The organism is Vibrio paracholerae, assembly GCF_037672085.1.
Classification (GTDB): domain Bacteria; phylum Pseudomonadota; class Gammaproteobacteria; order Enterobacterales; family Vibrionaceae; genus Vibrio; species Vibrio cholerae.
Window position 1 is genome coordinate 331,580 of sequence record NZ_JBBHLM010000001.1, and the last position, 26,477, is coordinate 358,056.

Annotated in this window: 36 protein-coding genes and 3 pseudogenes; 38 read left to right on the forward strand and 1 reads right to left on the reverse strand. The window is 41.0% G+C overall.

Features of this window, described 5'->3' with window-relative positions; genetic code table 11:
• The first annotated feature begins 3 nt into the window (after nucleotides 1-3).
• The 3 genes from infC to rplT all read left to right on the forward strand — a co-directional run bounded on the left by infC (nucleotide 4) and on the right by rplT (nucleotide 1,248).
• A complete protein-coding gene (gene infC / locus R4537_RS01420; RefSeq protein WP_080388492.1) occupies nucleotides 4-555 on the forward strand; it encodes a translation initiation factor IF-3 in 552 nt (183 codons plus the stop codon).
• Nucleotides 556-658: 103 nt separating this feature from the next.
• Entirely contained in the window at nucleotides 659-853 is a 195-nt protein-coding gene (gene rpmI, locus R4537_RS01425; RefSeq protein ID WP_001925732.1) for a 50S ribosomal protein L35, read from the forward strand.
• A 41-nt stretch (nucleotides 854-894) separates the two neighbouring features.
• Nucleotides 895-1,248, forward strand: coding sequence for a 50S ribosomal protein L20 (rplT, locus tag R4537_RS01430; protein ID WP_001138368.1), 354 nt, complete (start codon nucleotides 895-897; stop codon nucleotides 1,246-1,248).
• 79 nt (nucleotides 1,249-1,327) lie between these two features.
• On the opposite strand, the gene intIA is transcribed toward rplT, so the two are convergent.
• The gene (intIA, locus tag R4537_RS01435) at nucleotides 1,328-2,290 is read right to left on the reverse strand and encodes an integron integrase IntIA (RefSeq protein WP_071178669.1); all 963 of its coding nucleotides are present in this window, start codon (nucleotides 2,288-2,290) and stop codon (nucleotides 1,328-1,330) included.
• Between the two features lie 334 nt (nucleotides 2,291-2,624).
• Between intIA and R4537_RS01440 the strand changes: the two genes are divergently transcribed.
• The 35 genes and pseudogenes from R4537_RS01440 (at nucleotide 2,625) to R4537_RS01610 (ending at nucleotide 26,450) form a co-directional block, all read left to right on the forward strand.
• On the forward strand, nucleotides 2,625-2,903 hold the full coding sequence (locus R4537_RS01440; RefSeq protein ID WP_071178225.1) for a DUF3709 domain-containing protein: 279 nt from the start codon (nucleotides 2,625-2,627) through the stop codon (nucleotides 2,901-2,903).
• A 359-nt stretch (nucleotides 2,904-3,262) separates the two neighbouring features.
• The gene (locus R4537_RS01445) at nucleotides 3,263-3,541 is read left to right on the forward strand and encodes a DUF3709 domain-containing protein (protein ID WP_338952959.1); all 279 of its coding nucleotides are present in this window, start codon (nucleotides 3,263-3,265) and stop codon (nucleotides 3,539-3,541) included.
• 267 nt (nucleotides 3,542-3,808) lie between these two features.
• Nucleotides 3,809-4,234, forward strand: coding sequence for a GNAT family N-acetyltransferase (locus tag R4537_RS01450; protein WP_338952960.1), 426 nt, complete (start codon nucleotides 3,809-3,811; stop codon nucleotides 4,232-4,234).
• Nucleotides 4,235-4,383: 149 nt separating this feature from the next.
• Nucleotides 4,384-5,475 (forward strand): hypothetical protein, encoded by a 1,092-nt coding sequence (locus tag R4537_RS01455; RefSeq protein WP_139284696.1) that lies wholly within the window; start codon nucleotides 4,384-4,386, stop codon nucleotides 5,473-5,475.
• Nucleotides 5,476-5,785: 310 nt separating this feature from the next.
• A complete protein-coding gene (locus R4537_RS01460) occupies nucleotides 5,786-5,956 on the forward strand; it encodes a DUF645 family protein (protein ID WP_080483482.1) in 171 nt (56 codons plus the stop codon).
• 201 nt (nucleotides 5,957-6,157) lie between these two features.
• Nucleotides 6,158-6,595, forward strand: coding sequence for an NUDIX hydrolase (locus R4537_RS01465; protein ID WP_001202554.1), 438 nt, complete (start codon nucleotides 6,158-6,160; stop codon nucleotides 6,593-6,595).
• 160 nt (nucleotides 6,596-6,755) lie between these two features.
• A complete protein-coding gene (locus R4537_RS01470; RefSeq protein ID WP_000703163.1) occupies nucleotides 6,756-7,142 on the forward strand; it encodes a VOC family protein in 387 nt (128 codons plus the stop codon).
• Nucleotides 7,143-7,483: 341 nt separating this feature from the next.
• Nucleotides 7,484-7,657, forward strand: a complete 174-nt coding sequence (locus R4537_RS01475) for a DUF645 family protein (RefSeq protein ID WP_235859120.1) — start codon at nucleotides 7,484-7,486, stop codon at nucleotides 7,655-7,657.
• 157 nt (nucleotides 7,658-7,814) lie between these two features.
• Nucleotides 7,815-8,279 carry a hypothetical protein gene (locus R4537_RS01480; protein WP_080483469.1) on the forward strand — a complete coding sequence of 155 codons (465 nt, stop codon included), beginning with the start codon at nucleotides 7,815-7,817 and terminating at the stop codon, nucleotides 8,277-8,279.
• Nucleotides 8,280-9,035: 756 nt separating this feature from the next.
• A pseudogene (locus R4537_RS01485) lies at nucleotides 9,036-9,189 on the forward strand (DUF645 family protein).
• A gap of 456 nt (nucleotides 9,190-9,645) precedes the next feature.
• The gene (locus R4537_RS01490) at nucleotides 9,646-10,131 is read left to right on the forward strand and encodes a hypothetical protein (RefSeq protein ID WP_170887265.1); all 486 of its coding nucleotides are present in this window, start codon (nucleotides 9,646-9,648) and stop codon (nucleotides 10,129-10,131) included.
• A 297-nt stretch (nucleotides 10,132-10,428) separates the two neighbouring features.
• A pseudogene (locus R4537_RS01495) lies at nucleotides 10,429-10,610 on the forward strand (DUF645 family protein).
• A 329-nt stretch (nucleotides 10,611-10,939) separates the two neighbouring features.
• Nucleotides 10,940-11,173 (forward strand): DUF3709 domain-containing protein, encoded by a 234-nt coding sequence (locus R4537_RS01500; RefSeq protein WP_113611007.1) that lies wholly within the window; start codon nucleotides 10,940-10,942, stop codon nucleotides 11,171-11,173.
• 328 nt (nucleotides 11,174-11,501) lie between these two features.
• Nucleotides 11,502-11,609: a DUF3709 domain-containing protein gene (locus tag R4537_RS01505; RefSeq protein ID WP_338953083.1), complete on the forward strand. Its 108-nt coding sequence runs from the start codon at nucleotides 11,502-11,504 to the stop codon at nucleotides 11,607-11,609.
• Nucleotides 11,566-11,799 (forward strand): DUF3709 domain-containing protein, encoded by a 234-nt coding sequence (locus R4537_RS01510; RefSeq protein ID WP_080483235.1) that lies wholly within the window; start codon nucleotides 11,566-11,568, stop codon nucleotides 11,797-11,799. Before R4537_RS01505 ends, R4537_RS01510 begins: the two co-directional genes overlap by 44 nt.
• 458 nt (nucleotides 11,800-12,257) lie before the next feature.
• A complete protein-coding gene (locus tag R4537_RS01515) occupies nucleotides 12,258-13,019 on the forward strand; it encodes a hypothetical protein (protein WP_340100774.1) in 762 nt (253 codons plus the stop codon).
• Between the two features lie 138 nt (nucleotides 13,020-13,157).
• On the forward strand, nucleotides 13,158-13,583 hold the full coding sequence (locus tag R4537_RS01520) for a PH domain-containing protein (protein ID WP_071178875.1): 426 nt from the start codon (nucleotides 13,158-13,160) through the stop codon (nucleotides 13,581-13,583).
• 146 nt (nucleotides 13,584-13,729) lie between these two features.
• Entirely contained in the window at nucleotides 13,730-14,116 is a 387-nt protein-coding gene (locus tag R4537_RS01525) for an NUDIX hydrolase (RefSeq protein ID WP_071178876.1), read from the forward strand.
• Between the two features lie 143 nt (nucleotides 14,117-14,259).
• Nucleotides 14,260-14,661, forward strand: a complete 402-nt coding sequence (locus tag R4537_RS01530) for a hypothetical protein (protein ID WP_071178877.1) — start codon at nucleotides 14,260-14,262, stop codon at nucleotides 14,659-14,661.
• Nucleotides 14,662-14,820: 159 nt separating this feature from the next.
• On the forward strand, nucleotides 14,821-15,615 hold the full coding sequence (locus tag R4537_RS01535) for a hypothetical protein (protein WP_071178878.1): 795 nt from the start codon (nucleotides 14,821-14,823) through the stop codon (nucleotides 15,613-15,615).
• A 136-nt stretch (nucleotides 15,616-15,751) separates the two neighbouring features.
• Nucleotides 15,752-16,711 carry a hypothetical protein gene (locus R4537_RS01540; protein WP_071178879.1) on the forward strand — a complete coding sequence of 320 codons (960 nt, stop codon included), beginning with the start codon at nucleotides 15,752-15,754 and terminating at the stop codon, nucleotides 16,709-16,711.
• Between the two features lie 206 nt (nucleotides 16,712-16,917).
• Nucleotides 16,918-17,292, forward strand: coding sequence for a hypothetical protein (locus R4537_RS01545; protein ID WP_080483414.1), 375 nt, complete (start codon nucleotides 16,918-16,920; stop codon nucleotides 17,290-17,292).
• Between the two features lie 157 nt (nucleotides 17,293-17,449).
• Nucleotides 17,450-18,136, forward strand: coding sequence for a hypothetical protein (locus R4537_RS01550; RefSeq protein WP_071178880.1), 687 nt, complete (start codon nucleotides 17,450-17,452; stop codon nucleotides 18,134-18,136).
• A 132-nt stretch (nucleotides 18,137-18,268) separates the two neighbouring features.
• A pseudogene (locus R4537_RS01555) lies at nucleotides 18,269-18,551 on the forward strand (DUF1289 domain-containing protein).
• Between the two features lie 227 nt (nucleotides 18,552-18,778).
• Entirely contained in the window at nucleotides 18,779-19,060 is a 282-nt protein-coding gene (locus R4537_RS01560) for a DUF1289 domain-containing protein (protein ID WP_080483474.1), read from the forward strand.
• 313 nt (nucleotides 19,061-19,373) lie between these two features.
• Nucleotides 19,374-19,763 carry a VOC family protein gene (locus R4537_RS01565; protein ID WP_071179054.1) on the forward strand — a complete coding sequence of 130 codons (390 nt, stop codon included), beginning with the start codon at nucleotides 19,374-19,376 and terminating at the stop codon, nucleotides 19,761-19,763.
• A gap of 175 nt (nucleotides 19,764-19,938) precedes the next feature.
• Nucleotides 19,939-20,841 (forward strand): DUF4238 domain-containing protein, encoded by a 903-nt coding sequence (locus R4537_RS01570; RefSeq protein ID WP_071179055.1) that lies wholly within the window; start codon nucleotides 19,939-19,941, stop codon nucleotides 20,839-20,841.
• A 224-nt stretch (nucleotides 20,842-21,065) separates the two neighbouring features.
• A complete protein-coding gene (locus R4537_RS01575) occupies nucleotides 21,066-21,344 on the forward strand; it encodes a DUF3709 domain-containing protein (protein WP_071178225.1) in 279 nt (92 codons plus the stop codon).
• An 839-nt stretch (nucleotides 21,345-22,183) separates the two neighbouring features.
• Nucleotides 22,184-22,609 (forward strand): hypothetical protein, encoded by a 426-nt coding sequence (locus R4537_RS01580; protein ID WP_071178894.1) that lies wholly within the window; start codon nucleotides 22,184-22,186, stop codon nucleotides 22,607-22,609.
• 345 nt (nucleotides 22,610-22,954) lie between these two features.
• Nucleotides 22,955-23,137, forward strand: coding sequence for a DUF645 family protein (locus tag R4537_RS01585; RefSeq protein WP_071178893.1), 183 nt, complete (start codon nucleotides 22,955-22,957; stop codon nucleotides 23,135-23,137).
• A gap of 581 nt (nucleotides 23,138-23,718) precedes the next feature.
• Entirely contained in the window at nucleotides 23,719-24,147 is a 429-nt protein-coding gene (locus R4537_RS01590; RefSeq protein ID WP_001256772.1) for a hypothetical protein, read from the forward strand.
• Between the two features lie 611 nt (nucleotides 24,148-24,758).
• A complete protein-coding gene (locus R4537_RS01595) occupies nucleotides 24,759-25,046 on the forward strand; it encodes a type II toxin-antitoxin system RelE/ParE family toxin (RefSeq protein WP_001162670.1) in 288 nt (95 codons plus the stop codon).
• 10 nt (nucleotides 25,047-25,056) lie between these two features.
• Entirely contained in the window at nucleotides 25,057-25,374 is a 318-nt protein-coding gene (locus R4537_RS01600; RefSeq protein WP_001232701.1) for a HigA family addiction module antitoxin, read from the forward strand.
• Nucleotides 25,375-25,668: 294 nt separating this feature from the next.
• Nucleotides 25,669-25,851: a DUF645 family protein gene (locus R4537_RS01605; protein WP_148495037.1), complete on the forward strand. Its 183-nt coding sequence runs from the start codon at nucleotides 25,669-25,671 to the stop codon at nucleotides 25,849-25,851.
• 227 nt (nucleotides 25,852-26,078) lie between these two features.
• Nucleotides 26,079-26,450 (forward strand): GIY-YIG domain-containing protein, encoded by a 372-nt coding sequence (locus R4537_RS01610; protein WP_057552189.1) that lies wholly within the window; start codon nucleotides 26,079-26,081, stop codon nucleotides 26,448-26,450.
• Nucleotides 26,451-26,477 lie beyond the last annotated feature (27 nt).

A 26,477-nucleotide genomic window follows, 5' to 3' on the forward strand; every position in this document is an offset into this window, starting at 1 on the left:
ACTATTAAAGGCGGAAGACGTGGCCAAGTTCCGGTCAAGCAAAACCAGCACCGTTTAAACGGTGAAATTCGTGGCGTTCGTGAAGTTCGTTTAACTGGCGCAGACGGTGAGTCTGTAGGTATCGTTTCGATCCAAGAAGCACTGGCTACAGCAGAAGAATCTGGTTTGGATCTCGTTGAGATCAGCCCTAACGCCGAGCCCCCGGTCTGTCGTGTGATGGACTACGGCAAGTTCCTCTTTGAGAAGAGCAAGGCTACAAAAGAGCAGAAGAAGAAGCAAAAGCAGATCCAGATTAAGGAACTCAAATTCCGTCCTGGGACTGATATCGGAGACTATCAGGTAAAACTACGCAACCTGATCCGTTTCCTTGAAGAAGGCAACAAAGTGAAAGTAACGATTCGCTTCCGTGGCCGAGAGATGGCTCACCAAGACATCGGTGTAGACGTTTTGAATCGACTGAAAGAAGACACTGACGAATTCGCAGTGGTTGAGTCTTTCCCGACCAAAATTGAAGCACGCCAGATGATCATGGTGTTAGCCCCTAAAAAGAAGTAATTAACGGCATTACAAGTAATGAACCTAGCCGTTGAAAGGCGGCTGGGTTTTATTCGCCCTAATTACACTGTTATTTAACTACTACAATGCGGAGTTATTCATCATGCCTAAGATGAAAAACAACAAAGGTGCTGCTAAGCGTTTCAAAAAAACTGCTGGTGGTATTAAATTCAAGCACGCTACTAAACGTCACATTCTGACTAAGCGTACTACTAAGAACAAGCGTCAGCTGCGTCCAAACGCCATTCTGCCTAAGTGCGAACTGGCTGCTGTAGCACGTATGCTTCCATACGCTTAATTCTTTTTAGTTTAATATTCGTTTAGTTTAGGAGAGACATAATGCCTCGCGTAAAACGTGGTGTACAAGCTCGTGCACGTCATAAGAAAGTTTTAAAACAAGCTAAAGGTTACTACGGTGCACGTTCACGTGTTTATCGTGTAGCGTTCCAAGCAGTTATTAAAGCTGGTCAATACGCTTACCGTGACCGTCGTACTAAGAAACGTCAATTCCGTCAACTGTGGATTGCTCGTATCAATGCAGCGGCTCGTCAAAATGGCCTATCTTACAGCCGTTTCATCAACGGTCTGAAGAAAGCATCTATCGAGATCGATCGTAAGATCCTTGCTGATATCGCAGTATTCGACAAAGCAGCATTCGCTGTTCTGGTTGAAAAGGCGAAAGGCGCTCTGTAATAGCGTGCTACTAAGAAAGGGGAGCATTCATGCTCCCTTTTTTCTATCTGACATTTCATGATTTCGCAAAGAACCCATGCTAAAGACGGGATAATGGGCTTAAAACACCGCTTGCACCTCTATCAAGAACATGAGTGTAAATCTGTGTCGTTTTTACATCGGTATGTCCTAGTTGCTCTTGCACGGTTCGAATGTCCGCCCCTACTTCAAGTAAATGTGTTGCAAATGAATGTCTGAGAGTGTGGCAAGTAACGGTCTTTTCAATTCCTGCTTCTTTAGCTGATCTTCTCACCGCTTTTTGTAGTACCGTTTCATTCATATGATGGCGGCGCATTACATCAGATTCCGGATCTAGAGATAACTGAAAAGACGGAAAAAGATAGTGCCAACGAAGCTCATAAGGTGCATTTGGGTATTTTTCTTTTAGGGCGTTAGGCAACCAAACCCCCCCGTAATTTTTCTGATGCAGATCTCTGTCGTAATAGCGTTTTGCCAGCGCAATTTGCTCTTTGAGATGGGGATAGAGTTCTTTCGCTAACGTGACTGTCCGATTTTTCCCACCTTTACCTTGCCAGATTCTGATTGCACCATAATCAAAATCGATATCCTGAACTCTCAAACGCATACACTCCATCAACCTTAACCCCGAACCGTAGAGTAACTTGATGGGAAGTTGATGCTTAGGATCGACAATTTCAAGTAAACGTCGAATCTCATCTCTAGTCAGTACAACCGGTAACTTTCGTTCTAGTTGCGAGCGTTGAAAGCGGATCTCAAGAGAAAGGGGTGTTTTTAGAATTTCTTTGTATAGAAAACTGAGTGAGTTCAAGGCTAGTGATTGAGTCTTTGTGGCCACTTTACCTTGCACGGCTAAGTAGGTTAAAAATTCTTCGACCTCTTTATCTCCCATTAAGCTAGGGTGCTTTTTATTATGAAAATGGATGTAACGAGTGATCCAATGAAGGTAAGCTTCTATGGTCTTTTTGGCATAGTATCGAGTTTGCATAAATTCGCGAACACTTAACAAAAATTGGGATTTCATATTGTTCTCACTAAATATTTGCTGGTTATTTATACAGTATTTGTTGGTTGTTTTCATGTCAAGAGGCTATGCAGACATCTGCAATCTATAAGCTGAGATTTTTGAACGGTGTGATGCTCAACATACTGATTTGGAAGGGTACTATGGTATTATGCACCCAGTGGTCTATTAATTAGAAAGCGGTAGCCTACCTATTGGAAAGGTAAGAAGCTGTCTAGAAAGCGTTATGCTTAATCCATAAAAATCAGTAGTTTGCCGTTGTCGATTCCTTTGGCATTTCGTTCATGTTTTGTCGGCAATTCAATATTGTTTTTCGCTGCCTAATGAAGTGGCAATGTATCTGGCGCTGAAAAATCGCAGTGATTGCCTCATTGTGTTGTTGAGTCTGCGTGAGGTTAGTATTGTTGGCTCAAGTCGCTTTGAGCAGTTTGGTGCCTTTACTTATGGGCTTAAAGTTTGTCAGCAATTAGGCATTGTTTTTCGCTGCCTAATGAAACGGCAATCTGTCTGTCGCTGTAAATTTCAGTGTCATTGCCTCATTGAGTTGTTGTGCCCATGCGTGGTGAGTGAGTTTGTCGGAGAGGGTTTCCACATTGGCCTGGTTACTAAATGAAAGCCTGCATTGGTTAGTTCATAGGTAAAAGTTGAGCCAGTTCTAATTCAAGATAATTCGAAGTTTGGTCAATAATTTCAGTGAGTTATTCTTGAGTTGGTTCAAATGTAAAGTGTTGAAGCTTAAGCATAACAAACGCCTCAAGAGGGACTGTCAACGCGTGGCGTTTCCAGTCCCATTGAGCCGAAGTGGTTTCGGCTGTTGTGTTTGAGTTTAGTGGTAGTGCGTTGCCAGCCCCTTAGGCGGGCGTTATGCTTAATCCATAAAAATCAGTAGTTTGTGGTTGTCGATTCCTTTGGCATTTCGTTCATGTTTTGTCGGCAATTCAATATTGTTTTTCGCTGCCTAATGAAGTGGCAATGTATCTGGCGCTGAAAAATCGCAGTGATTGCCTCATTGTGTCGTTGAGTCTGCGTGAGGTTAGTATTGTTGGCTCAAGTCGCTTTGAGCAGTTTGGTGCCTTTACTTACAGGCTTAAAGTCTGTCGGCAATTGAATATTGTTTTGCGCTGCCTAATGAAACGGCAATGTGTCTGTCGCTGTAAATTTCAGTGTTATTGCCTCATTGAGTTGTCGTGCCAATGCGTGGTGAGTGAGTTTGTCGGAGAGGGTTTCCACATTGGCCTAGTTGCTAAATGAAAGCCTGCATTGGTCAGTTCATAGGTAAAAGTTGAGCCAGTTCTAGTTCAAGAAAATTCGAATTTTGGTCAATGATTTCAGTGAGTTATTCTTGGTTTGGTTCAAATGTAAAGTGTTGAAGCTTAAGCATAACAAACGCCTCAAGAGGGACTGTCAACGCGTGGCGTTTCCAGTCCCATTGAGCCGCGGTGGTTATGGTTGTTGTGTTTTAGTTTAGTGGTAATGCGTTGCCAGCCCCTTAGGCGGGCGTTAGGTTTAAGGTTGTTCATGGAAATCAAAGAGTTTAGTGCCTGTAATCTCGAATCGTTGAGAAAGCTCTACTTGGACTCTAGACGAGATAGTTTCCCATGGCTCAAGGCGGATAGTTTTCGGATAGAAGACTTCGACCGCGATAGTCAAGGTGAACGAATTTGGTTGTCTGAGGTTTTAGGGAATGTTGCCGGCTTCATTTCCATTTGGGAGCCTGACAATTTTATTCATCATCTCTATGTCGCAACCGAATATCAGGGGCAAGGTGTGGGCTCGATGCTGCTTAACGGCGCAAAAATGAGATATGGCAACTTAAGCCTTAAGTGCATGGTTCAAAATCAAAAAGCACTCAACTTTTATTTGTCGCAAGGTTTTGAAATTGTGTCGCAAGTGGATGATGAATTGGGTGGTTATTACTATATGAGCTTCGTAGCACAAACCTAACAAACGCCTCAAGCGGGACTGTCAACGCGTGGCGTTTCCGTCCCATTGAGCCGCGGTGGTTTCGGCTGTTGTGTTTGAGTTTAGTGGTATGCGTTGCCAGCCCCTTAGGCGGGCGTTATGTAAATTGAGTCAAATGGGAGAAAACGTCATTGGAAAGTCTATTAACCCCTACTTTGCCAAGCAATATTAATTCATTTTATGAGATGCTTGTCTCTGTAGCTGGCGTTTTACTTGGTATTGGCTTTGCTGCAATGCTCTTTATTTTACAAAGTGGTTTTTCGTCATTTAAGTTCTCTAGACGAATGTTTGTGATGCTATATCTTTATTTTGGAAAGCAAGTTCTACTGTCTTTGGCGTATTTAACAATCATGCCGTTTTTAGTTTTGTATTTGGCAGACAGTAAACAGTTGATAGCTTTTATTCATTTGCTGTTTTGTCTCTTTTTCTTAGTTAGTGCTCTGGATTATGCGAAAGAAGAGGGGTACATCAATACAATACAGGGCCATAAGTTTGTGCCATCAAAATACGGTAAGTTCCGCAGTTACTTTCGATATATATACAATCGCGGGTTATTAAGAAACATTGTCCACTTATTTCCTCCTATTTTTGTTGTTTTGTATCCTTACATACTGTCATTTAAGTCTAGCTTTACACTAGAGTTGACGGAAACAGCGATGTTTTATAGTTGCTTATTAGTTCTTGCTTATACGCTATTCAAACTAACCATGTTCGTACCGGAATTTTTTACATTTACAGACATGGAGTTCCAATCTGCACATATGTTCAGTGAAGGTGAGGCGATATCAGATGAATCTAAAGATAAGAACGAAAAAGAGTTAGAGCTTCTTAAAAAATACTTAGTTAACCATGGTGTAAGTGAGCTTAGCCCAATGTCTCCATTGGCGTTTATGGATGGGGAGCTTACCGCAAACCTTATCTCAAGTAATAATGGGGTTGCTCATTTCAACTTCTATGTCAGAATTCATAACGCCACACCACCAATGGTAAGAGAACAAGTGGCGAATTATGGATATCAGTTTGCGAATTGTCTTCTGAACTCAAAAACAGACATTACTCAATATGTAATGTCTTTTCATGTACAAATTGCTACAGATAAACAAAGAAATCTGTTCTTCAGATTCGATAGGCATGACTTTGAACAAGCAAAAGTCAAAAATATAAATAATCCTATGTGTATCTACGATCTAAAAAATGTTTGTATCGATGAACTGTTTAGGTAATTTACATAACAAACGCTTCAAGAGGGACGGCCAACGCGCGGCATTTTTACTATGCGTTGGTTTTTGTGATTACGGTGTTATGCGGTAAGTTGGCAGTAGCGTTGGCTGCCCCTTAAGCGGGCGTTAGCTTCTTAAAGGCTAAAATCATCAAAATCCAAACTTCTTGTTCTGAAAAATCAGCTTTTAGTGTTCAAATTGCACAATTTGGCATTTGAATTTTGCTAGATACTGATTTGGTAGAAAGTGTTGGAAGTTCCGCAGTTTCAAAGCCGCTGAAAGCCAACAAGTCTCGATGCTTCAAAGTCGTTGAATGTTCAATTCGGTCAACTTGGTTTCACAAAAAGCAACATCGTCGCTGAAATCGTGCTTCTTTGTCGGAAATGCAGTAAGTGGCCAACTTAACCTTGAACGCTGCAAGTTTTGGCAGGTCACTTCACAGCTTTTGGCGTTGGACGTGTGTTTGAGTGATGCTTTTGCGTAAAATGTATTTCAAGCAAATGTGTTTAAAAAGTCATTGGTAAACAATGGGCTACGAAGCTAACAAACGCCTCAAGAGGGACTGTCAACGCGTAGCGTTTCCAGTCCCATTGAGCCGCTGTGGTTACGGTTGCTGTGTTTGAGTTTAGTGGTAGTGCGTTGCCAGCCCCTTAGGCGGGCGTTATGCGGTTCGAGGAAGAGAACAATGAGAGCACCATTTCAAGTATTAGTTTTTCCGTATCAAATTCTCGAACAACAACCTCGATACTTAATCGGGCAACGAAGTGATAATGGTGTATGGCAAGCTATTTCAGGCGGTGGTGAAGATAGTGAATCTATTCTTGAGGCAGCAAAGCGTGAACTTCAAGAAGAAACTAGTTTAATTGGCTGCGATTGGCAGCAATTGGACTCAATGTGTATGCTTCCCAAAGTGTACTATGCGGATCATGAGAATTGGACTAATCATCGGTTTGTAGTACCGGAATATTCTTTTTCAGTTCGAGTGTCTGCTGAGCCTCAGTTATCAAATGAGCATACAAATTTTCGTTGGTGTGGCTTTCAAGAAGCGAGTGAACTTTTGAAATATGACTCAAACAAAATAGCTTTATGGGAGCTTGATCAGAGGCTTAAGAGCACGCTTTGAAAAATCGCATAACAAACGCCTCAAGAGGGACTGTCAACGCGTGGCGTTTCCAGTCCCATTGAGCCGCGGTGGTTTCGGCTGTTGTGTTTGAGTTTTGTGGTAATGCGTTGCCAGCCCCTTAGGCGGGCGTTATGTGTTTTCCTAGAAAATGGAGTTTCTGATGAAAATTAGTCACCTTGATCATTTGGTTCTGACTGTTGCAGATATTCCAACAACAACGAACTTTTATGAAAAAGTGTTGGGCATGAAAGCTGTTAGTTTTGGCGCTGGTCGGATTGCTCTAGAGTTTGGTCACCAGAAGATCAATCTTCATCAACTCGGTAATGAGTTTGAACCTAAAGCCCAAAATGTCAGAGTTGGGAGCGCAGATTTGTGCTTTATTACCGACACAGTTCTGTCTGATGCGATGAAGCATGTGGAGAATCAAGGTGTGACTATCATGGAGGGGCCTGTAAAACGTACAGGTGCACAAGGTGCAATCACATCATTCTATTTCAGAGACCCTGATGGGAATCTTATTGAAGTATCAACGTATTCAAACACATAACAAACGCCTCAAGAGGGACTGTCAACGCGTAGCGTTTCCAGTCCCAATGAGCCGCGGTGGTTGCATTTGTTGTTTTTGAGTTTAGTGGTAATGCGTTGCCAGCCCCTTAGGCGGGCGTTAGTTTCTCTCGGGAAAATTCATCAAAAACTCACGCACAAGGTTCTGAAAATTCAGCATTTAGCATTCAAGCTGCACAATTTGGCGTTTGGGGTTTCTTGATGCTAATTTGGTCGAAAGCGTTGAAAGTTCTGTAGTTTCACAATCGCTGATAACTAACAAGCTTCGATTGCTCAATGTTGTCGGATGTTCAACACGGATAGTTTGGTTTCCCAAATAGCTGCATCATCGCTGAAATTGTGCATTCTTTGTCGCGGACTCTTAACCGTGGCCAACTTAACCTTGATCGTTTTGAGGTTTGGCAGCCAACTTCACAGCTTTTGGCTCTGGACGTGTGTTTGTGTGATGCTTTGCGTAAAATGACTTTCAAGCAAATGTGTTTAAAAAATCATTGTTAAACAATAGGCTACGAAACTAACAAACGCCTCAAGAGGGACTGTCAACGCGCGGCGTTTCCAGTCCCAATGAGCCGCGGTGGTTACGGCTGTTGGGTTTGAGTTTAGTGTTATGCGTTGCCAGCCCCTTAGGCGGGCGTTAGCCTTCATGGAGTTAAATATGAACAAGAAAGATATAATGGATATATTTTTTAGTAACAAATCTAGAGAAATATTGTTTAGCTTAGTTGATCGAGAAGATCCGAATAGCTCGGCTACTGGAAATGATGACGTATTTGAGCCAACTATCTCCTCGATATTTCAGTTGTTTGATGAATTAATGCTCAAAAATACTCCAGATTTATACCAGGCTGAATGGCTTCTTTTATATAAGAGTTTATCTTCAATTTCTGGGGTTCAACGATTACCAAACTCAATCCAACGAATAAGAACAGCTGTAATTATGTCATTAGAAGACTTAGGGAGTGATGAGCCTTACAAAGTTAATAACTTTGAACTATCAAAAAAACTTGCTGGTTTCTCGGACTTATCATTGTGTGCTATTTACTATCAAGTTCAGAAAGCACTGGTTGCTACGAAACGAAATCAAGAGTACAACTTCCCAGAAATTGAGTTTAAAGGCTAACAAACGCCTCAAGAGGGACTGTCAACGCGTAGCGTTTCCAGTCCCATTGAGCCGCGGTGGTTACGGTTGCTGTGTTTCAGTTTAGTGGTAATGCGTTGCCAGCCCCTTAGGCGGGCGTTATGCTTAATCACCAATAATCAGTGGTTTATGATTGTTCTTTGTTCCCTTGGCTTGTGAGTTTTGTGTTTCTCGGCAAGTTGGCTTCAGTGTGCGCGGTTTTCCGGACAATTATTCTTTGGCGCTGGAAATTCAGCGAATTGCCTCATTCAATTTTCGGGCAAGCACGAGGTTATGACGGGTGGCTCAATCGGAAATTTGGTCTTAGGTTTTTTCGTTTTAGCTGCCAAAGTTCAAAGTCTGATTTTCAAAATTATGAGTCATTTCAGTTTTTGGCTTTTGTTCGTGAGTTAAAGTCGAGTTAATCTTGGTTCTGGCAAAACGTAAGTCATTGAAGCTTAAGCATAACAAACGCTTCAAGAGGGACAGCCAACGCGTGGCATTTTTACCATGCGTTGGTTTTTGTGATTACGATGTAATGCGGAAGCTTGGTAATGGCGTTGGCTGCCCCTTAAGCGGGCGTTAGTTTCTCTCAGGAAAATTCATCAAAAATTTACGCACAAGGTTATGAAAATTCAGCCTTTATCGTTCAAGCTGTACAAATTGGCGTTTGAGCTGGAGTCTGATGCTGATTTGGTAGAAAGCGTTGAAAGTTCAGCGGTTTCAAAATCGCTGATAACCAACAAGCTTTGATGCTCAATGTTGTCGGACGTTCAACTTGATCAGTTTGGTTTCATAAAAGGCTGAGTCATCGCTGTGATCTGGCTTTCTTTGTCGCGGACTCTTAACGTTTTGGCAGCCAACGTCACAGCTTTTGGCGTTGGGCGTGTGTTTGCGTGATGCTTTTGCGTAAAATGACTTTCAAGCAAATGAGTTTAAAAAGTCATTGTTAAACAATAGGCTACGAAACTAACAAACGCCTCAAGAGGGACTGTCAACGCGTGGCGTTTCCAGTCCCAATGAGCCGCGGTGGTTGCAGTTGTTGTGTTTGAGTTTTGTGGTAATGCGTTGTCAGCCCCTTAGGCGGGCGTTATATTAATGAAGGAGTATGTGAGACTTGAAAATCTTAGATTATGTCGACAGTTGGTTCGTCCATATGACTATTGCCGTTGTTTTTTCCTATGTCGCTTTGGCTTCTTCTGCTGATCCACTCATTAACCTAATTGACTCAGACTTCTATATCTATGCATTCTCAGATTTGTTGCCTGTAAACTCCGTAATCTTCAATATATCAATCGGCATATTGATTAGTTACATCTTCTACTTTTTAGTTGTGTTCCTTCCAAGCTTTAGGGCTAAGAGATTAGTAATGCCAGTACTAGTTAAAAGAATTAGCAAGATAGATGGCGCAGTTAGTAGAATGCTTAGTGATATTGGTAATTCAAGTGGAGTCATTCTTTCACCAGACTCTCTAAATTTTAATGACTTGGACTCTGCACTTTCGTCTGTTAACTCATATACAGTCCACTCAAGTTTTAAATACTATGTCCCAAAAGTTGTTAATGAACAATATTTATTTGGAGCAGATGGTAAAGTGGTTTTTACAGAATGCTGTGATACATTGGGTCATAGATTGGCACACGAGTGGTCAATCATAAAGTCTAGCAAAAATGAATTAATAAGCTTATACGGAGTGCTTCCAATTAAGTCTATAGCTGTTCTTGACTTAATTGATGATATAGGGTTCGATTTTGTTTTTCAAAATCACCATACGTTACACTCCTATAGTTCACAAAATATTTTTCAGCTTTATGAGTTTGTATCTAGGCTTAAACAGTCAATCACGAAATATTAATATAACAAAGCGTTCAAGAAGGACAGCCAACGCGTGGCATTTTCATTATGCGATGGTTTTTGTGCTTACAGTGTTGTGCGTTAAGTTGGTAGCTGCGTTGGCTGCCCCTTAACGCGGCGTTAGCTTCTTAAAGGCTGAAATCATCAAAATCGAAGCTAAATTGTTCTGAAAAATCAGCTTTTAGCGTCTAAATAGCACAATTTGGCTTCTGAGTTTTGCTTGATGCAAATTTGGTAGAAATAGCTGAAAGTTCCGCAGTTTTAAAGTCGCTGAAAACCATCAAACCTCGATGCCTCAATGCTGTTGGATGTTCAACACGGCCAGTTTGGTTTCACAAAGGCTGCATCATCGCTGAAAGTGTGCTTTCTTTGTCGCGGACTCTTAAAAATGGTCTACTCAACCTTGATCGTTTTAAATCTTGGCAGCCAACTTCACAGCTTTTGGCGTTGGGCGTGTGTTTGCGTGATGCTTTTGCGTAAAATGCTCTTCAAGAGAAGTGGTTAAAAATCATTTTGAAACAATAGGCTACGAAGCTAACAAACGCCTCAAGAGGGACTGTCAACGCGTGGCGTTTCCAGTCCCAATGAGCCGTGGTGGCTATGGTTGTTGTGTTTGAGTTTCGTTGTAGTTCGTTGTCAGCCCCTTAGGCGGGCGTTATGCTTAATCCATAAAAATCAGTTGGTTGTGTTATCGATTTCTTTGGCATTTCGTTCAGGTTTTTTCGGCAATTCAATATTGTTTTTCGCTGCCTAATGAAGCGGCAATGTGCCTGGCGCTGTAAATTCTGAGTGATTGCCTCATTGGGTTTTTGAGTCTGCGCGAGGTTAGTCTTGTTGGCTCAAGTCGCTTTGAGCAGTTTGGTGCCTTTACTTACAGGCTGAAAATTAGTCGGCAATTGAGTACTGTTTTACGCTGCCTAATGAAACGGCAATGTGTCTGTCGCTGTAAATTTCAGTGTTATTGCCTCATTGAGTTGTCGCGCCCATGCGTGGTGAGTGAGTTTGTCGGAGAGGGTTTCAACATTGGCCGAGTTGCTAAGTGAAAGCCTGCATTGGTCAGTTCATAGGTAAAAGTTGAGTCAGTTCTAGTTCAAGAAAATTCGAAGTTTGGTCAATGATTTCAGTGGGTTATTCTTGAGTTGGTTCAAATGTAAAGTGTTGAAGCTTAAGCATAACAAACGCCTCAAAGGGACTGCCAACGCGTGGCGTTTCCAGTCCCATTGAGCCGCGGTGGTTACAGTTGTTGTGTTTGAGTTTTGTGTTATGCGTTGCCAGCCCCTTAGGCGGGCGTTATGCTTAATCCATAAAAATCAGCAGGTTGTGAATGTCGATTCCTTTGGGATTTCGTTCAGGTTTTGTCGGCAATTCAATATTGTTTTTCGCTGCCTAATGAAGCAGCAATGTATCTGGCGTTGTAAATTGCCTCATTGGGTTTTTGAGTCCACGCGAGGTGAATTTTGCTCTCTCAAGTCGCTTTGAGCAGTTTGATGCCTTTATTTACAGGTCGAAAGTCAGTCGGCAATTGAGCATTGTTTTGCGCTGCCTAATGAAACGGCAATGTGTCTGTCGCTGTAAATTTCAGTGTCATTGCCTCATTGAGTTGTCGTGCCCATGCGTGGTGAGTGAGTTTGTCGGAGAGGTTTTCTACATTGGCCTAGTTGCTAAATGAAAGCCTGCATTGGTTAGTTCATAGGTAAAATTTGAGCCAGTTCTAGTTCAAGAAAATTCGAGTTTTGGTCAATGATTTCATTGGGTTATTCTTGACTTGGTTCAAATGTAAAGTGTTGAAGCTTAAGCATAACAAACGCCTCAAGAGGGACTGTCAACGCGCGGCGTTTCCAGTCCCAATGAGCCGCGGTGGTTGCAGTTGTTGTGTTTGAGTTTAGTGGTATGCGTTGCCAGCCCCTTAGGCGGGCGTTATGTTTATAAGAGGGTATGAAGTAGTTGGTTTTTCAAATTTACTATAATTTAAGAGCGCTGGTGCGGTTCTATCTGATATCGTACTTTATTAGGCACCTTAGCAATGAACACCCTCAATTTGTTTTCTTGCCTCGTTATAACATTGAACTATTCATAGCGGAAAATACGCATATCAAGGAAGGAAAAAGAGTTAGTAAAGACCTAGTAATGTACTCTAGAGTTAAGCTCAGATTTAAACCTAAACAGGTATGTAGCAAAAGACTTAGAGTTTTATCGGGTATCGATTCCGGATCCATGAGCGAGCGGAAGTACTATTTGTCGTATGATCATTTAGCACATATGAAAGTTTATATTCATATCGAACAAAATAGGTGGTCAGACTCTACCAATACATATTCAACATTTACATTATTAAAATACTACCTATATAGGAAATTTGCTATTTTCTACTTAGCAATAGCGTGGGAAAAGATAAGCTGGTTAAGGAATAGGATTTTCCACCGTTTAAGACCGCTCGATGTAGTTAAGTCAAAATATGAAATATTCCAGGCTATCTTTGAGAGCAAAGATTTTGTAAAAAGTGGTTTGTTTAATCAATCAGATTTAATTGACCTGCTTTATCCTAAGAAAGAGTATAAAGGTGTCATTCCAAGAACGGTTATTTCCAACTATATAAAGCTTGTTATAGACTCAGCGATTGAGTCTGGTGAGCTTGCATCGATAAATAAAGACCGTCCGAATGAGATAATTAAGGTCACCGGTCTAGGTATAAACTTTTATACAGAGACGAAAGAGGCCTACAAGAAAGATGTACAACTATTGAAGCTACAAAAATCTCAAACAGTTACCCAAAGAACTATTGCGTGGTTGACATTAGTACTTGCTATAGCCACTTTGCTTACGCTAGTTGATAAAGTAGATTTGATTCTATATTGGTGGAATTATCTTTGGTGTCTGTACGAAGCATAAACATAACAAACGCTTCAAGAGGGACAGCCAACGCGCGGCATTTTTACCATGCGTTGGTTTTTGTGGTTACGATGTTATGCGGAAAGTGAATCGTAGCGTTGGCTGCCCCTTAAGCGGGCGTTAGGCATTCAGGAAAGTATGAAGATTAAGTTTAGTGAGTCAGAGTATATTGAGATCGAGCTGCTAAGTAGGGGAGCGGCTAATTACGTTTATGATTGTAACTTGTTGATATCAATTCAGACATCCAGTACTAAAATAACTCAGGAAGTTTGGGTCGACGGCTATGAGTTTAAATGCTTTCTAAACAATTTGGATAAGCTCCAATCAGTTCTAATTGGTGAAGCATCAATCACTTCTGAAACAATAGGTGAGCTACTAATATCAATTAGATCTGTCGATACATCTGGACATTTTGTTTTCTATATCGAGCTAGGTAAACAGAAACTTATTGGGCCTGAGCTTTTTTGGACTAAGACAGTTGATGTATTCCCAATTGAAACGACATTGTTGGACGAAATTTGTGCAGGTTTCGAGGGTGGTTTTCGGGAAATAAAAAATGCCTAACAAACGCCTCAAGAGGGACTGTCAACGCGTGGCGTTTCCAGTCCCAATGAGCCGCGGTGGTTACTGTTGTTGTGTTTGAGTTTAGTGGTATGCGTTGCCAGCCCCTTAGGCGGGCGTTATGTGTAATTCAGTCAAAGAGAACACATATGAATCATCTAGCGATGGCTGTCGTAATAAAGAATAACCTTGTTTTGGTACAAAAACGGTTCAGAAAAAATACTGGGATGATTTTTGAGTTTCCGGGTGGTTCTATTGATGCCGGTGAGTCAGGAGAACAAGCAGCTATTCGTGAACTCTGGGAGGAAACTGGGCTGAGAAATTTAGAGCTCATTGGCACTCATAAGTCCATCAACGAGAATGGCGGCGATATTTATCATGTTGTTTTCAGCGCTTCGATGGATGCTGAGCCTAAAGAGATCGAACCTTACCGACAACAAACGTTTTATTGGTTTGAGGCTTCCCAAATTCCACTGAATGACTTTTATAATGCTGATGTAAATTTCATCATGGAACATTTGGGCAGTTACACATAACAAACGCCTCAAAGGGACTGTCAACGCTCGGCGTTTCCAGTTTCAGTGAGCCGCAGTGGTTATGGCTGTTGTGTTTAAGTTTAGTGTTATGCGTTGCCAGCCCCTTAGGCGGGCGTTAGCTTTAATTGAGTGAGATATAGCGTATGTTAAGTTTTATTTTTAGTATTTTTCTATCCGTTATTTCTGGGATTTATGCAGGGCTGGTTGTAGCGCGATTTATCAAGTTTGAAGAAGTTAGGAAAAATATTAAAAGAATTATTCATGATGTCCAAATAATACATGATCTACAAGAAGATGATTACTTTTTGTTAGATAGGGGCGATTACACTCAGCTCACTTTATGCATTGGAGAGTTACAGGTTTCGAATCACGATGAAGCGGCTGAAAAAGTAAATATGCTATTTACTCAATTATCTGGTTTTGAAAGGTTAAAATCGAATAAAAACAGATCTGATATTGAGACGCTTAAAGCTCAGTTAGTTTCTATACCTGAAAATATTGCGCCAAATATATGGGTATTAATTAGTGTTAAGCTTGCAATATAAAGCTAACAAACGCCTCAAAGGGACTGTCAACGCGTGGCGTTTCCAGTCCCAATGAGCCGCAGTGGTTACGGTTGTTGTATTTAAGTTTGGTGGTAATGCGTTGCCAGCCCCTTAGGCGGGCGTTAGCCATAATAGGAAAGTTAGTCATTGATTAATAATATGAAAGAATTTCTAGATGTTTTGAATGAAGCCAAAAATGTACGACTAAACTTGGCAATTTTTTTTGTGGTATCAATTCTGTTATGGGCAGGCAGCTTTGAACATATTGCTCTTGAATCATTATCAAAGACTTTGCTTCAAAGTCTATTTTTCTTAACCTCAATACGCCTTGTATATGCTGGGATTTCTTTGATGTTCGGCACTTTTGAAAACAGTCGAATGAAAAAGAAAAATGCAGAAAATGAGAAAGAAAGAGTGTTGCTTGAAGAAAAGGAAAAGCAGGACAAGAAAGAAAAAATGCGCCGGCAATTCCATGATTTAGATGTTCATCAATTGTATATAATTCAGGAACTCAAAAAGCAAAATTACGTCTTGGTCAGAAAAGGGGCTGCATTATTCACGTTGAAAAATGCGAACATAATTTACACACCTGCGGTTGTAGGTAATTCAGAATCGGCATCGCTAACTTCTTTAGCAAAATCGCTGATGGACGAAGAACTTTGGGCTAATTTTGATCAGCTAAAATACAATCCTTTAACTAGATTTTTTAGTGGCATGCAGCCAAAAGATGTAGAGCATTTTGTTGAGTTTTTGAAGAAAGATTCAATCTGTACGAAAAGGTATAATCCTTATGATGGCAGTTACTACTATGATAATGAGCGAGTTTTCTCAGCATTTTCTAAAACTATAGTATTCTCGCAGCCACAACGCAGCTATACCTATCATCTTGATCCTATAGCAAAAGAAGTTGTTGTTTCTTTGTTTGGTAATGAGGTCAGTGACAATTATGGCTAACAAACGCCTCAAGAGGGACTGTCAACGCGTGGCGTTTCCAGTCCCATTGAGCCGCGGTGGTTGCAGTTGTTGTTTTTGAGTTTAGTGGTATGCGTTGTCAGCCCCTTAGGCGGGCGTTATATTTTTGAGGAAAGTTATGAGTTTATTAAACAATGCAGTTGACTCGATTCAGGTTGGTGTCGAAGATTTCGATATGGAAGATGACCGCAGAAATGCTTCGGCTATTAGGAACATTTTTGCCGGTATTCTTCTTTTATATAAAGAAAAGCTATGCCGTCTTTCTCCAGATAACGACAAAGAGTTACTGATCAAAAAGAAAATTCAACCTGTAATTAATGAACAGGGTGCGTTGGAATTTCAGGGCAACGGTCATAATACTGTTGACGTGCAAATGATTAAGGAGCATTTCAAATCTCTGAAAGTCAATGTTGAGTGGAAGAGGTTTGATGAAGTGAATAGGTTAAGGAATGACCTTGAACATTACTACACAGCAAAAAGTCCTGACGCTATTCGTGAAATAGTTAGTAAGTCTTTCTTACTAATTCGTGACTTTACAGCCAATGAACTCCAAGAAAACCCTGTTTCGTTATTCGGTGAAGGTTGTTGGCAATCACTACTAAATGTAGCGGATGTATATGCTAAAGAAGAGGCTGAGTGTAAAGAGTCTCTGGATAAAATTGATTGGAAATACGGTGTTGTCAGCGAAATACTATCTAGTCTTCGTTGTAATTCATGTCATTCATCACTTGTTTTTGCTCCTTATGAGGATGATGTATACCCAACGATTAACTTAACTTGCCGTTCTTGTGATAATGACTTTTCATTTGATGATGTTGTTGCAAGTTGTGTGAAAGCTAGCTTATATGGTGCTTATGTCAGCTCAGTAATGGACGGTGGTGAGAGTCCATATGATTCTTGTCCAGAGTGTAATGAAACGACTTATATTCATGAAGAAAGCTGTTGCATTAAATGTGAGTACACACAAGAGCACACTCACTGTGATGACTGTGGTGAGAGCCTAACTCTTGATGAGCAGTACTTAGAAGGACGTTGTGGCTACTGCCAACATCGATGGGAAAAAATCATGGCGGAATAAAAATATAACAAACAATTCAAGCAGACCCTCAACGCGTGGCATTTTTGTTTTGCGTTGAGTTTGGTGATTACGGTGTTGTGCGGGAAGTTGGTAGTCGCGTTTCGGGCTACTTAATTGGGCGTTATGTGCTTTGTGGTCTTTTCCACAAACTAAGATATTTATAGTAGTGGAACTCTTTGAAAATTATTTTATATATTAGGTGCCTCGTGAAATTTAGTAGATTATTTTCTGTCATGTTTGGACTCATTTCCATCCCGTCTTTTTCATCAACCAGTACTTTAGAGTGTATTTATAAGAAGTATTCTGACCCAGTTGGTGTTCACGTTATAAAAGATGGCTTTATTCTAAGGTTTTCAAGTGATCCAAAAAGTAAAAAGGTTTATTTACTGGAAAATGATAATAGCCATGAAGTAATCAAGGTACTTGGAGCTGATCATGTTTCATTTATAGAAATAAACGATGGAAATGTTACGGTCACTGCAGTTACAAACACAATGGATACAGTGCATAGTCGACATATAGTATTTCCAGGTGGTTACTTGTTACCATCACAGTTCTATGGAAAGTGCACTACAAAATAAAATGCACATAACAATCGCCTCAAGAGGGACTGTCAACGCGTGGCGTTTCCAGTCCCAATGAGCCGCGGTGGTTTCGGCTGTTGTGTTTGAGTTTAGTGGTAATGCGTTGTCAGCCCCTTAGGCGGGCGTTATATTTTTATTTTGGTTAGGAGTTAAAATGAAAAACATCAATATAATAAAAGGGGACTTTTCCGGTGAGATATGGCAGCTGGAGAAAGATTTAATTAAAACTGGATTTTATAAAATAAAGCATATTCCTTTTTCTGAAATAACAGAATTAAAGAAGTTAGAGGTTACTAAAAAAGAACATTTTGTTGAGTTTTCATTAGCGGACGGAAAAAGTTTTATCTCAACAATGAGTCAGAAAACATATGATTCATGTTACAAGTCATTCATTGAATTTGGTAATCAACCAAAGAATCTGGAGTTGCCTCTAGTCAATAAATCTAAGTCGAATGTTATCCTCGCTGGTTTTGGTATTTTATTTCTAGCAGTAATTCTAAGAGGTGAGCCAGAAAAGCAGCTAGTAACTTCTGAAAAAGTTACACTTTGTAAGGCATACATAGGAGAAATGTTCGGGAAGCCAGTAAGTATAATTGATAATTACAAAAATTCTGATGGGCTGATTTATGTCCGCTATGTGCGAGCATCAGATAAAACTTCTTGGAGTTATGTGTGTGATGTATCTGGAGGGAGAATGGTATGGGCAGGTTGGATGAATGATACTCAAAATTGGGGACGCTGGCGTTTTGAGGATGAAGTGAAACTTAACTACGATAATAATTCAAAGAAAATGGTGTTTATGATGCCTGACACCGGAAATAGAGTAGAAGTAAAATTGTAGTCATTAAAAATATAACAAACGCCTCAAGAGGGACTGTCAACGCGTGGCATTTCCAGTCCCATTGAGCCGCGGTGGTTGCAGTTGTTGTGTTGAGTTTAGTGTTATGCGTTGCCAGCCCCTTAGGCGGGCGTTATGTGTTTTTCTGGAAAGTTTTCACAGCTCTGCGCTTATAATTCGGACGTGAGGTGCACTATGTCTGAAAATCAAAACGTTAAAAGAGCTGAACCGATTGAAACGTGTTCATATAAGAGTCCTTGTGTTCGTCATTGTTGTTTAGATGATAAAGACAATCTGCATAGGTTGTGGTAGGACTCTTGACGAGGTATGTCGTTGGAGTGGTGAAACAAATAGCGAAAAACAAGAGATACTAATCAATAGTTTAGCTAGAGTTCAGAGCCGAAATATATCGACATGAAGCATCTTAGTCTTGTGTATGTGATGGTTTTTATCGAATGCTGTTTGGCATAAATGCCTTTCGCTACCTCTTTAAATGGAAGTGTGGGTATCAGAAACACACACATAACAAACGCCTCAAGAGGGACTGTCAACGCGTAGCGTTTCCAGTCCCATTGAGCCGCGGTGGTTGCAGTTGTTGTGTTTGAGTTTAGTGGTAGTGCGTTGCCAGCCCCTTAGGCGGGCGTTATGTGTTTTTCTGAAAAATTTTCACAGCTCTGCGCTTATAATTCAGACGTGAGGTGCACTGTGTCTGAAAATCAAAACGTTAAAAGAGCTGAACCGATTGAAACGTGTTCATATAAGAGTCCTTGTGTTCGTCATTGTTGTTTAGATGACAAAGACATCTGCATAGGTTGTGGTAGGACTCTTGACGAGATATGTCGTTGGAGTAGTGCAACAAATAGCGAAAAACAAGAGATATTAATCAATAGCTTAGCTAGAGTTCAGAGCCGAAATATATCGACATGAAGCATCTTGGCCTTGTGTATATGATGGTTTTTTATCGAATGCTGTTTGGCATAAATGCCTTTCGCTACCCCTTTAAATGGAATGGTGGGTATCAGCAACACACACATAACAAACGCCTCAAGAGGGACTGTCAACGCGTGGCGTTTCCAGTCCCATTGAGCCGAGGTGGTTTCGATTGTTGTGTTTGAGTTTAGTGGTAGTGCGTTGCCAGCCCCTTAGGCGGGCGTTATAGCTTATCTCACATTTCAACCTAGACATTGCTCAATCGATGCCTCAGAGTAAATTCCGACTTTGCTCAACAAAAGGAACAAGTATGTTTAGTCACATCATGATCGGCTCAAATGATATTGAAAAGTCAAAGGTTTTCTATGATGCCATATTGTCGGTGTTAGGTTATCCGGCGGGTGTTATTGACGCTAAAGGCCGCTGTCTCTACATAAACCAAGACGGTGTGCTTGGTATTACTAAACCAGTAAATGGTGAACCTGCGACGCATGGTAATGGGATGACAATTGGCTTTAAAGTTAGTAGCCGAGAGTTAGTAGAAGCATGGCATGCAGCCGGTTTAGCAAATGGTGGAGTTGCTTGTGAAGATCCTCCGGGTATCAGAACGAGTGGACAAAGAAAAATGTATTTAGCTTATTTACGAGATCCTGCAGGCAATAAGCTATGTGCAACACATCATATGTCCACGGGCAACTAAAAGCACCGCTATAACAAACGCCTCAAAGGGACTGCCAACGCGTGGCGTTTCCAGTCCCATTGAGCCGCGGTGGTTTCGGTTGTTGTGTTTGAGTTTGGTGTTATGCGTTGCCAGCCCCTTAGGCGGGCGTTATGCCCTTTTACGGTAGATGTAATTGAAAGTAGGAAGGTTAACTATGAATACCCCAAGAAATCATCACTATGTCCCTCAGCACTTTTTGAAGGCATGGCAATCTTCCGAAGGGAAGATCTATAGTTATAGGGTTAACCCTTACACTAAGTTAGGTGAAGTAAAGGAAGCATCGATCAAGCGTTCTGCTTCCCAAAAAGACCTTTATCATATCGCTTTCCATGATGGTGGTTTTGAGATCGAGACTACCATAATCAACCCTTATATAGATGATGATGGCGCTGGGTTAATTGAGCTGGCTCGAAATACAGTTATATCTGACTGGAGCAATGAGAAACAGTTAAAACTTGCTCGTTATATCGTTTGTCTTGAGGCTAGGCACCCTGATGTTGTAGACATAATGAACATAAGCTTATCTGAAATTAAAGAACGCTTTAATCAGCAAGGAATATATTCAGATGAGGCTATTGACGATGTATTCGACTATTTTGGGACAACACAAGATGTTGGTAAGGTAGCTTTATCTGCATTAGTACAGAATGAAGAATTAGCATTATTGGAAGAGCCATTTGCTGATGGCTTGGTTCGAAGTGATTTTATTGAAATTACACTGAAAACTGATCAGTTTATATGCTCTAACTACCCGACAGGGCGGTGGGGACATTTCCTTGAGAACGTACTTTTATTTTTGGCAGTTAGCCCTACTAAAGCTCTTATATACTCAGCCGATAGTCGAATGGCTCAGTTATATAAAAGCTTACCGGAATCTGTTGTAATCGACTTGGTTAATTTATATACGTTGGGCAACGCCACGATCGCGTATCATACTGATAATAAGCAACTAGAATTCGTTACAGAGCACTTAGGATGGGCAAAAAAACTCAAAAGCCTAGATGAGCAGCGTGAATACGTCGGTAAGTTTTTTGACCAAGCATTAGCACGGGCATAACAAACGCTTCAAGAGGGACAGCCAACGCGCAGCATTTTTACTATGCGTTGGTTTGTGTGTTTACGGTGTTATGCGGAAGCTTGGTAGTAGCGTTGGCTGCCCCTTAAGCGGGCGTTATGCTTAATCCATAAAAATCAGTAGTTTGCCGTTGTCGATTCCTTTGGCATTTCGTTCATGTTTTGTCGGCAATTCAATATTGTTTTTCGCTGCCTAATGAAGTGGCAATGTATCTGGCGCTGAAAAATCGCAGTGATTGCCTCATTGTGTTGTTGAGTCTGCGTGAGGTTAGTATTGTTGGCTCAAGTCGCTTTGAGCAGTTTGGTGCCTTTACTTATGGGCTTAAAGTTTGTCAGCAATTAGGCATTGTTTTTCGCTGCCTAATGAAACGGCAATCTGTCTGTCGCTGTAAATTTCAGTGTCATTGCCTCATTGAGTTGTTGTGCCCATGCGTGGTGAGTGAGTTTGTCGGAGAGGGTTTCCACATTGGCCTGGTTACTAAATGAAAGCCTGCATTGGTTAGTTCATAGGTAAAAGTTGAGCCAGTTCTAATTCAAGATAATTCGAAGTTTGGTCAATAATTTCAGTGAGTTATTCTTGAGTTGGTTCAAATGTAAAGTGTTGAAGCTTAAGCATAACAAACGCCTCAAGAGGGACTGTCAACGCGTGGCGTTTCCAGTCCCATTGAGCCGAAGTGGTTTCGGCTGTTGTGTTTGAGTTTAGTGGTAGTGCGTTGCCAGCCCCTTAGGCGGGCGTTATGTAACTGTAAAGAAAAAAGACCACAATGCATTGAAAAGTAGATGTTTTTTATGATTGATCTAATTTCAATGTCGATTTTCTCTGAGTGGGTTTTGTGCATGTTGATTTAGCTTTCGGCTTCTTTGTTCTTCGAGTTTTCCGTTTTTTCTTAATGGTAAAGTGGGTTTGCGATAAGTTTAGTGGCAGTCATTTTTTTCTTTGAACTAGGGCTCGCAGTTTCGTCGTTGCCACGCAAATTCTACTGGGTTACTGCTAACTTTTCATGTAAGTTAAACGGTATTTGGTAATGCTGTTCTTTGTAATGCTTTGAAATAGTTAGCAAAGTTACATAACAAAGCATTCAAGAGGGACAGTCAACGCTTGGCAGTTTTGGTTTGGTTGGCATTTGAGGTTACGGCTGGCTAGTTTGAGTTTAGTTGTTTGCGTTGCCTGCCCCTTAATGCGGCGTTAGGTGTGTAGTATTCACAGTTTGGCTTTATTTTTGTTGATGCATTTCTCTTGATTATGTATAAGTCGTTTTGAAAATAACCTTTAACACCATGATTACATTAGTTTTTGCTAACCTTTAATAACATGGAGAATAAAGGTGGAAAAAAGTAACGAGAAAGTACAGTTGCTAGTAAATGCTATTCGGTTTCGTAAACCCTACACGGCTAATGATTTTCAAGTAACCGCATCTGAGCTGAAAGTGAAAAAAGAGAGTTATCACTTAAGTAAAATCAAGAGTATTGAACTGAAGCGTCTTGGCTTCAAAGATAACGTGGTTAAAGTGACAACATACGCCATTTTACTGTCAGCAGCGACTTGGGCTTTTGTACCTGAGTTTGGTTTTTTTGCGCTCATAATTGCTCTGATTTTGGCTTTGGTTTCGATGAGAAAGTATGAGTTGAAAGTAGAGTTTAAAGGTACAGATGAAACGGGTGATTACTGGGTATCAATAGCTCGTTGTTGGACGGAAGATGAATTTCATATTCTAGAGAATATTTATACTGAACTGAAAAGCAGAATCTAGCACAGAGGCTCGTCAATTTTGGCGAGCTTTTGAGTTTATGGTCCCGCACCTAACAAACGCCTCAAGAGGGACTGTCAACGCGTGGCGTTTCCAGTCCCATTGAGCCGCGGTGGTTACGGCTGTTGTTTTTGAGTTTGGTGTAATGCGTTGCCAGCCCCTTAGGCGGGCGTTAGCTTCTTAAAGCGAAACTAATCAAAATCTGGGTTTAATTGCTTTGAAAACTCAGCTTTTAGCATTCAAATTTCACAACTTGGCTTTCGAGTTTTTCTGATGCCGATTTGGAAGAAAGTGTTGAATGCTCAGCAGGTTCAAAGTCGCTGAAAACTAACAAGCTTCGATGCTTCAATGTTGTTGGACGTTCAGCGCGGTCAGCTTAATTTCACAAAAAGCTGCATCATCGCTGTGATCTGGTTTTCTTTGTCGTGGACTCTTAACCGTGGTCAAATTAGCCTTGAGCGTTTTGAGTTTTGGCAGCCAACTTCACAGCTTTTGGTATTGGACGTGTGTTTGCTTGATGCTTTTGAGTAAAATCACTTTCAAGCAAAGGTGTTTAAAAGTTATTTGGAAACAATAGGCTACGAAGCTAACAAACGCCTCAAGAGGGACTGTCAACGCGTGGCGTTTCCAGTCCCATTGAGCCGCGGTGGTTGCAGTTGTTGTGTTTGAGTTTCGTGGCATGCGTTGCCAGCCCCTTAGGCGGGCGTTATGTTTAATTACGTAAAATCAGTTGGTTGCATCATTTTTTTGTTCACGAAGCCTTCCAGCTTTTCTCTTATCGGCAAGTTAACTTCAGTGATCGTTGTTTGCTGGACTCTAATTCGTGAGCGCCAAAATTCAGAGAGATACCCCATTGAAATGCAGTGTTTGGGTGAGGCGAGTGCAGCTTGCTCAATTTTAAAGTTAGAGCTTCAGCTTTCGTTTCTCACGTTAAGACTCAATGCAAGTTCGATCAAATTTATTCGTTAATTCAGTTTGTTAACCTATGGTTTTGGTTTGCAGAGGTAAGTCTGTTCCATACGCAGGTGTAGTTGTAAATGTAGGTTGGACAGCATTTAATATTTCAGGTGGAGTTTATAAGGTTCAAGAAGGTATGAGGAGGTTGCTAGACAATGAGAAGTAAGCTAGTTACAGGCATGAGGGATATTGTACGTGTGTTCTTTTGGTGTCAGCATGTGCACAATTATAACTATGGTGGTAACAAAAAAGATGGGGTTATTTGGCCGTTTATACTGACCTCTTCATTGATTGGTATTTTCATTCATGGCATTTATATGTTGATATGCTTAAGTGTGGGAATGGTTACCGAGCAAGGCTTTGTGCTTCCCTACACAGTTAGTTGGTTGCTATCTGCTTGCTTCACTTATCTTATCTGTATGAAAAGTCAAGGGTTTAAGCAAGGTGAAACCTACTTCGAACCCGTTGAAAAAAATGCGAGACGTAGTACAGCGTTGTCTTTGAGTTTTCTTTTTACAGCTATATGTTTTTCCACACGTATAGGATTTTTCGTGCTAGGTTTTTTCGGATCCTTGTTTAGGTAACATATACCCGTGATCATTGAAGATGCTTGATTTTCAATAGAATCAGAATCACAAATTAATCGGGACAGATATTTTAATAACACTACTGTTGGTAGCTCATTGCTAAAGGGTGAGGATCTATTTGGTGCTGTTTTCCGGACATCCATTCTTGGGCGCTGAAATTCAGAGAGTTGCCTCGGTTGATGTTCGGGCAAGCGCGAGGTTAGGGCGGTTGGCTCAATCAGAAATCGGCTTTAAGTTTCTAGTTGTCAAAGCTTGAAATGTTAAAAGCCCAAGTCTGCTTTTCAAAAGTTATGAGTCAATTCAGTTTCTTAGGTTTTGCCTTTTGTTTGTGAGTCAATGCTGAGTTAATCTCGGTTTTGTTAAAACGTAAGTCATTGAAGCTTAAACATAACAAACGCTTCAAGAGGGACTTCCAACGCGCGGCATTTTTATTATGCGTTGGTTTTTGTGGTTACGGTGTTATGCGGAAACTTGGTAGTCGCGTTGTCAGCCCCTTAAGCGGGCGTTATGTACTTTCCTGAAATCCCTCCTACAAATCAAACTTGTGCACAGTGTTATTATGCGTTAGTCTTGCTCCATGGATGCACAATGAGACAGTGCAAATTGCAATGGCATTAGAGTTTAAAGATAAGTGGTTAGAGCAGTTTTATGAGGATGATAAACGACATCGTTTAATTCCAAGTAGTATAGAGAATGCTCTATTTCGGAAGCTGGAAATCTTAGATGCAGCCCAAGCTGAATCAGACTTAAGAATTCCACCGGGTAATCGTTTTGAACATCTTGAAGGAAATCTTAAAGGTTGGTGTTCAATTCGAGTGAACAAACAGTATCGTTTGATTTTTCAGTGGGTTGATGGTGTTGCACTAAATACTTACTTAGACCCACATAAGTATTGAGGTCACGACTATGCGTAAGACAAAACGTCGTCCAGTTAGCGTTGGGGAAATGTTAAAAGTTGAATTTCTTGAACCAATGGGCATCACATCAAAAGCGCTCGCTGAAGCGATGGGCGTTCACAGAAATACGGTGAGTAATTTGATTAATGGCGGTGTGTTAACAGCTCCGGTAGCAATCAAGTTAGCAGCGGCATTAGGAAACACACCAGAATTTTGGCTTAACATTCAACATGCAGTTGATCTTTGGGATACGAGAAATCGTTATCAAGAAGAAGCAAAGTTTGTAAAGCCGTTGTTTGTTTCGCTGGAACAAAGCGCACGTACATAACAAACGCCTCAAGAGGGACTGTCAACGCGTGGCGTTTCCAGTCCCATTGAGCCGCAGTGGTTATGGTTGTTGTGTTCGAGTTTAGTGGTAATGCGTTGCCAGCCCCTTAGGCGGGCGTTAGTTTCTATCTAGAAAAATCATCAAAAGATCAGGTTCAACGTTCTGACAAATCAGCTTTTAGCGTTCAAGTTGCACAATTTGGCTTTTGAGTTTTGCTTGATTCTAATTTGGTAGAAAGCGTTGAAAGTTCAGTAGTTTCAAAGTCGCTGAAAACCAACAAGCCTCGAAGCTTCAATGTTGTTGGATGCTCAACACTCAAAGTTTGGTTTCACAAATGGCTTCATCATCGCTGAAAGTGTGCTTTCTTTGTCGCGGGCTCTTAACCGTGGCCTACTTAACCTTGAATGCTTTGAGTTTTGGCTGCCAACTTCACAGCTTTTGGTGTTGGACGTGTGTTTGCTTGATGCTTTTGCGTAAAATGACTTTCAAGAAAATGTGTTTAAAAATCATTGTTAAACAATGGGCTACGAAACTAACAAACGCCTCAAGAGGGACTGTCAACGCGTGGCGTTTCCAGTCCCATTGAGCCGCGGTGGTTGCAGTTGTTGTGTTTAAGTTTAGTGGTATGCGTTGCCAGCCCCTTAGGCGGGCGTTATGCGTAAAGTGGCTAACTAAATAATTTTCCTAAATTTTAAAAGGTTAGTATGAATTTTGATGTTATATCTCAAGGTGTCAATCCAGATAAGGCGTTGATTTATATGTGGGAAATCTACGATAAAACTGACGTTCTTGTTGGGCGGTATGTGGGTAAAGCAAAAAATGGAGCTAAACGACCGCTGAAGCATTACAAACGGAATGTGGCTCGTTTGATCGCGGGGAAACCATATCGGAAATCAAACCCAAACAGCTATCGTGTAGTCCATAAAGCATTAGCTGATGCTGTGGACAAGAATTATGTGATAAAACTTTACTTTCTTGCCAACATCAATGAAGGCGAGGACATTAATCAAGTAGAGCAAGCGTTGATTAATCAACATGACTGTAAAGGCTCAGAGTCATGGCAGTTAAATGGCTAGAATTTACGCATAACAAACGCCTCAAGA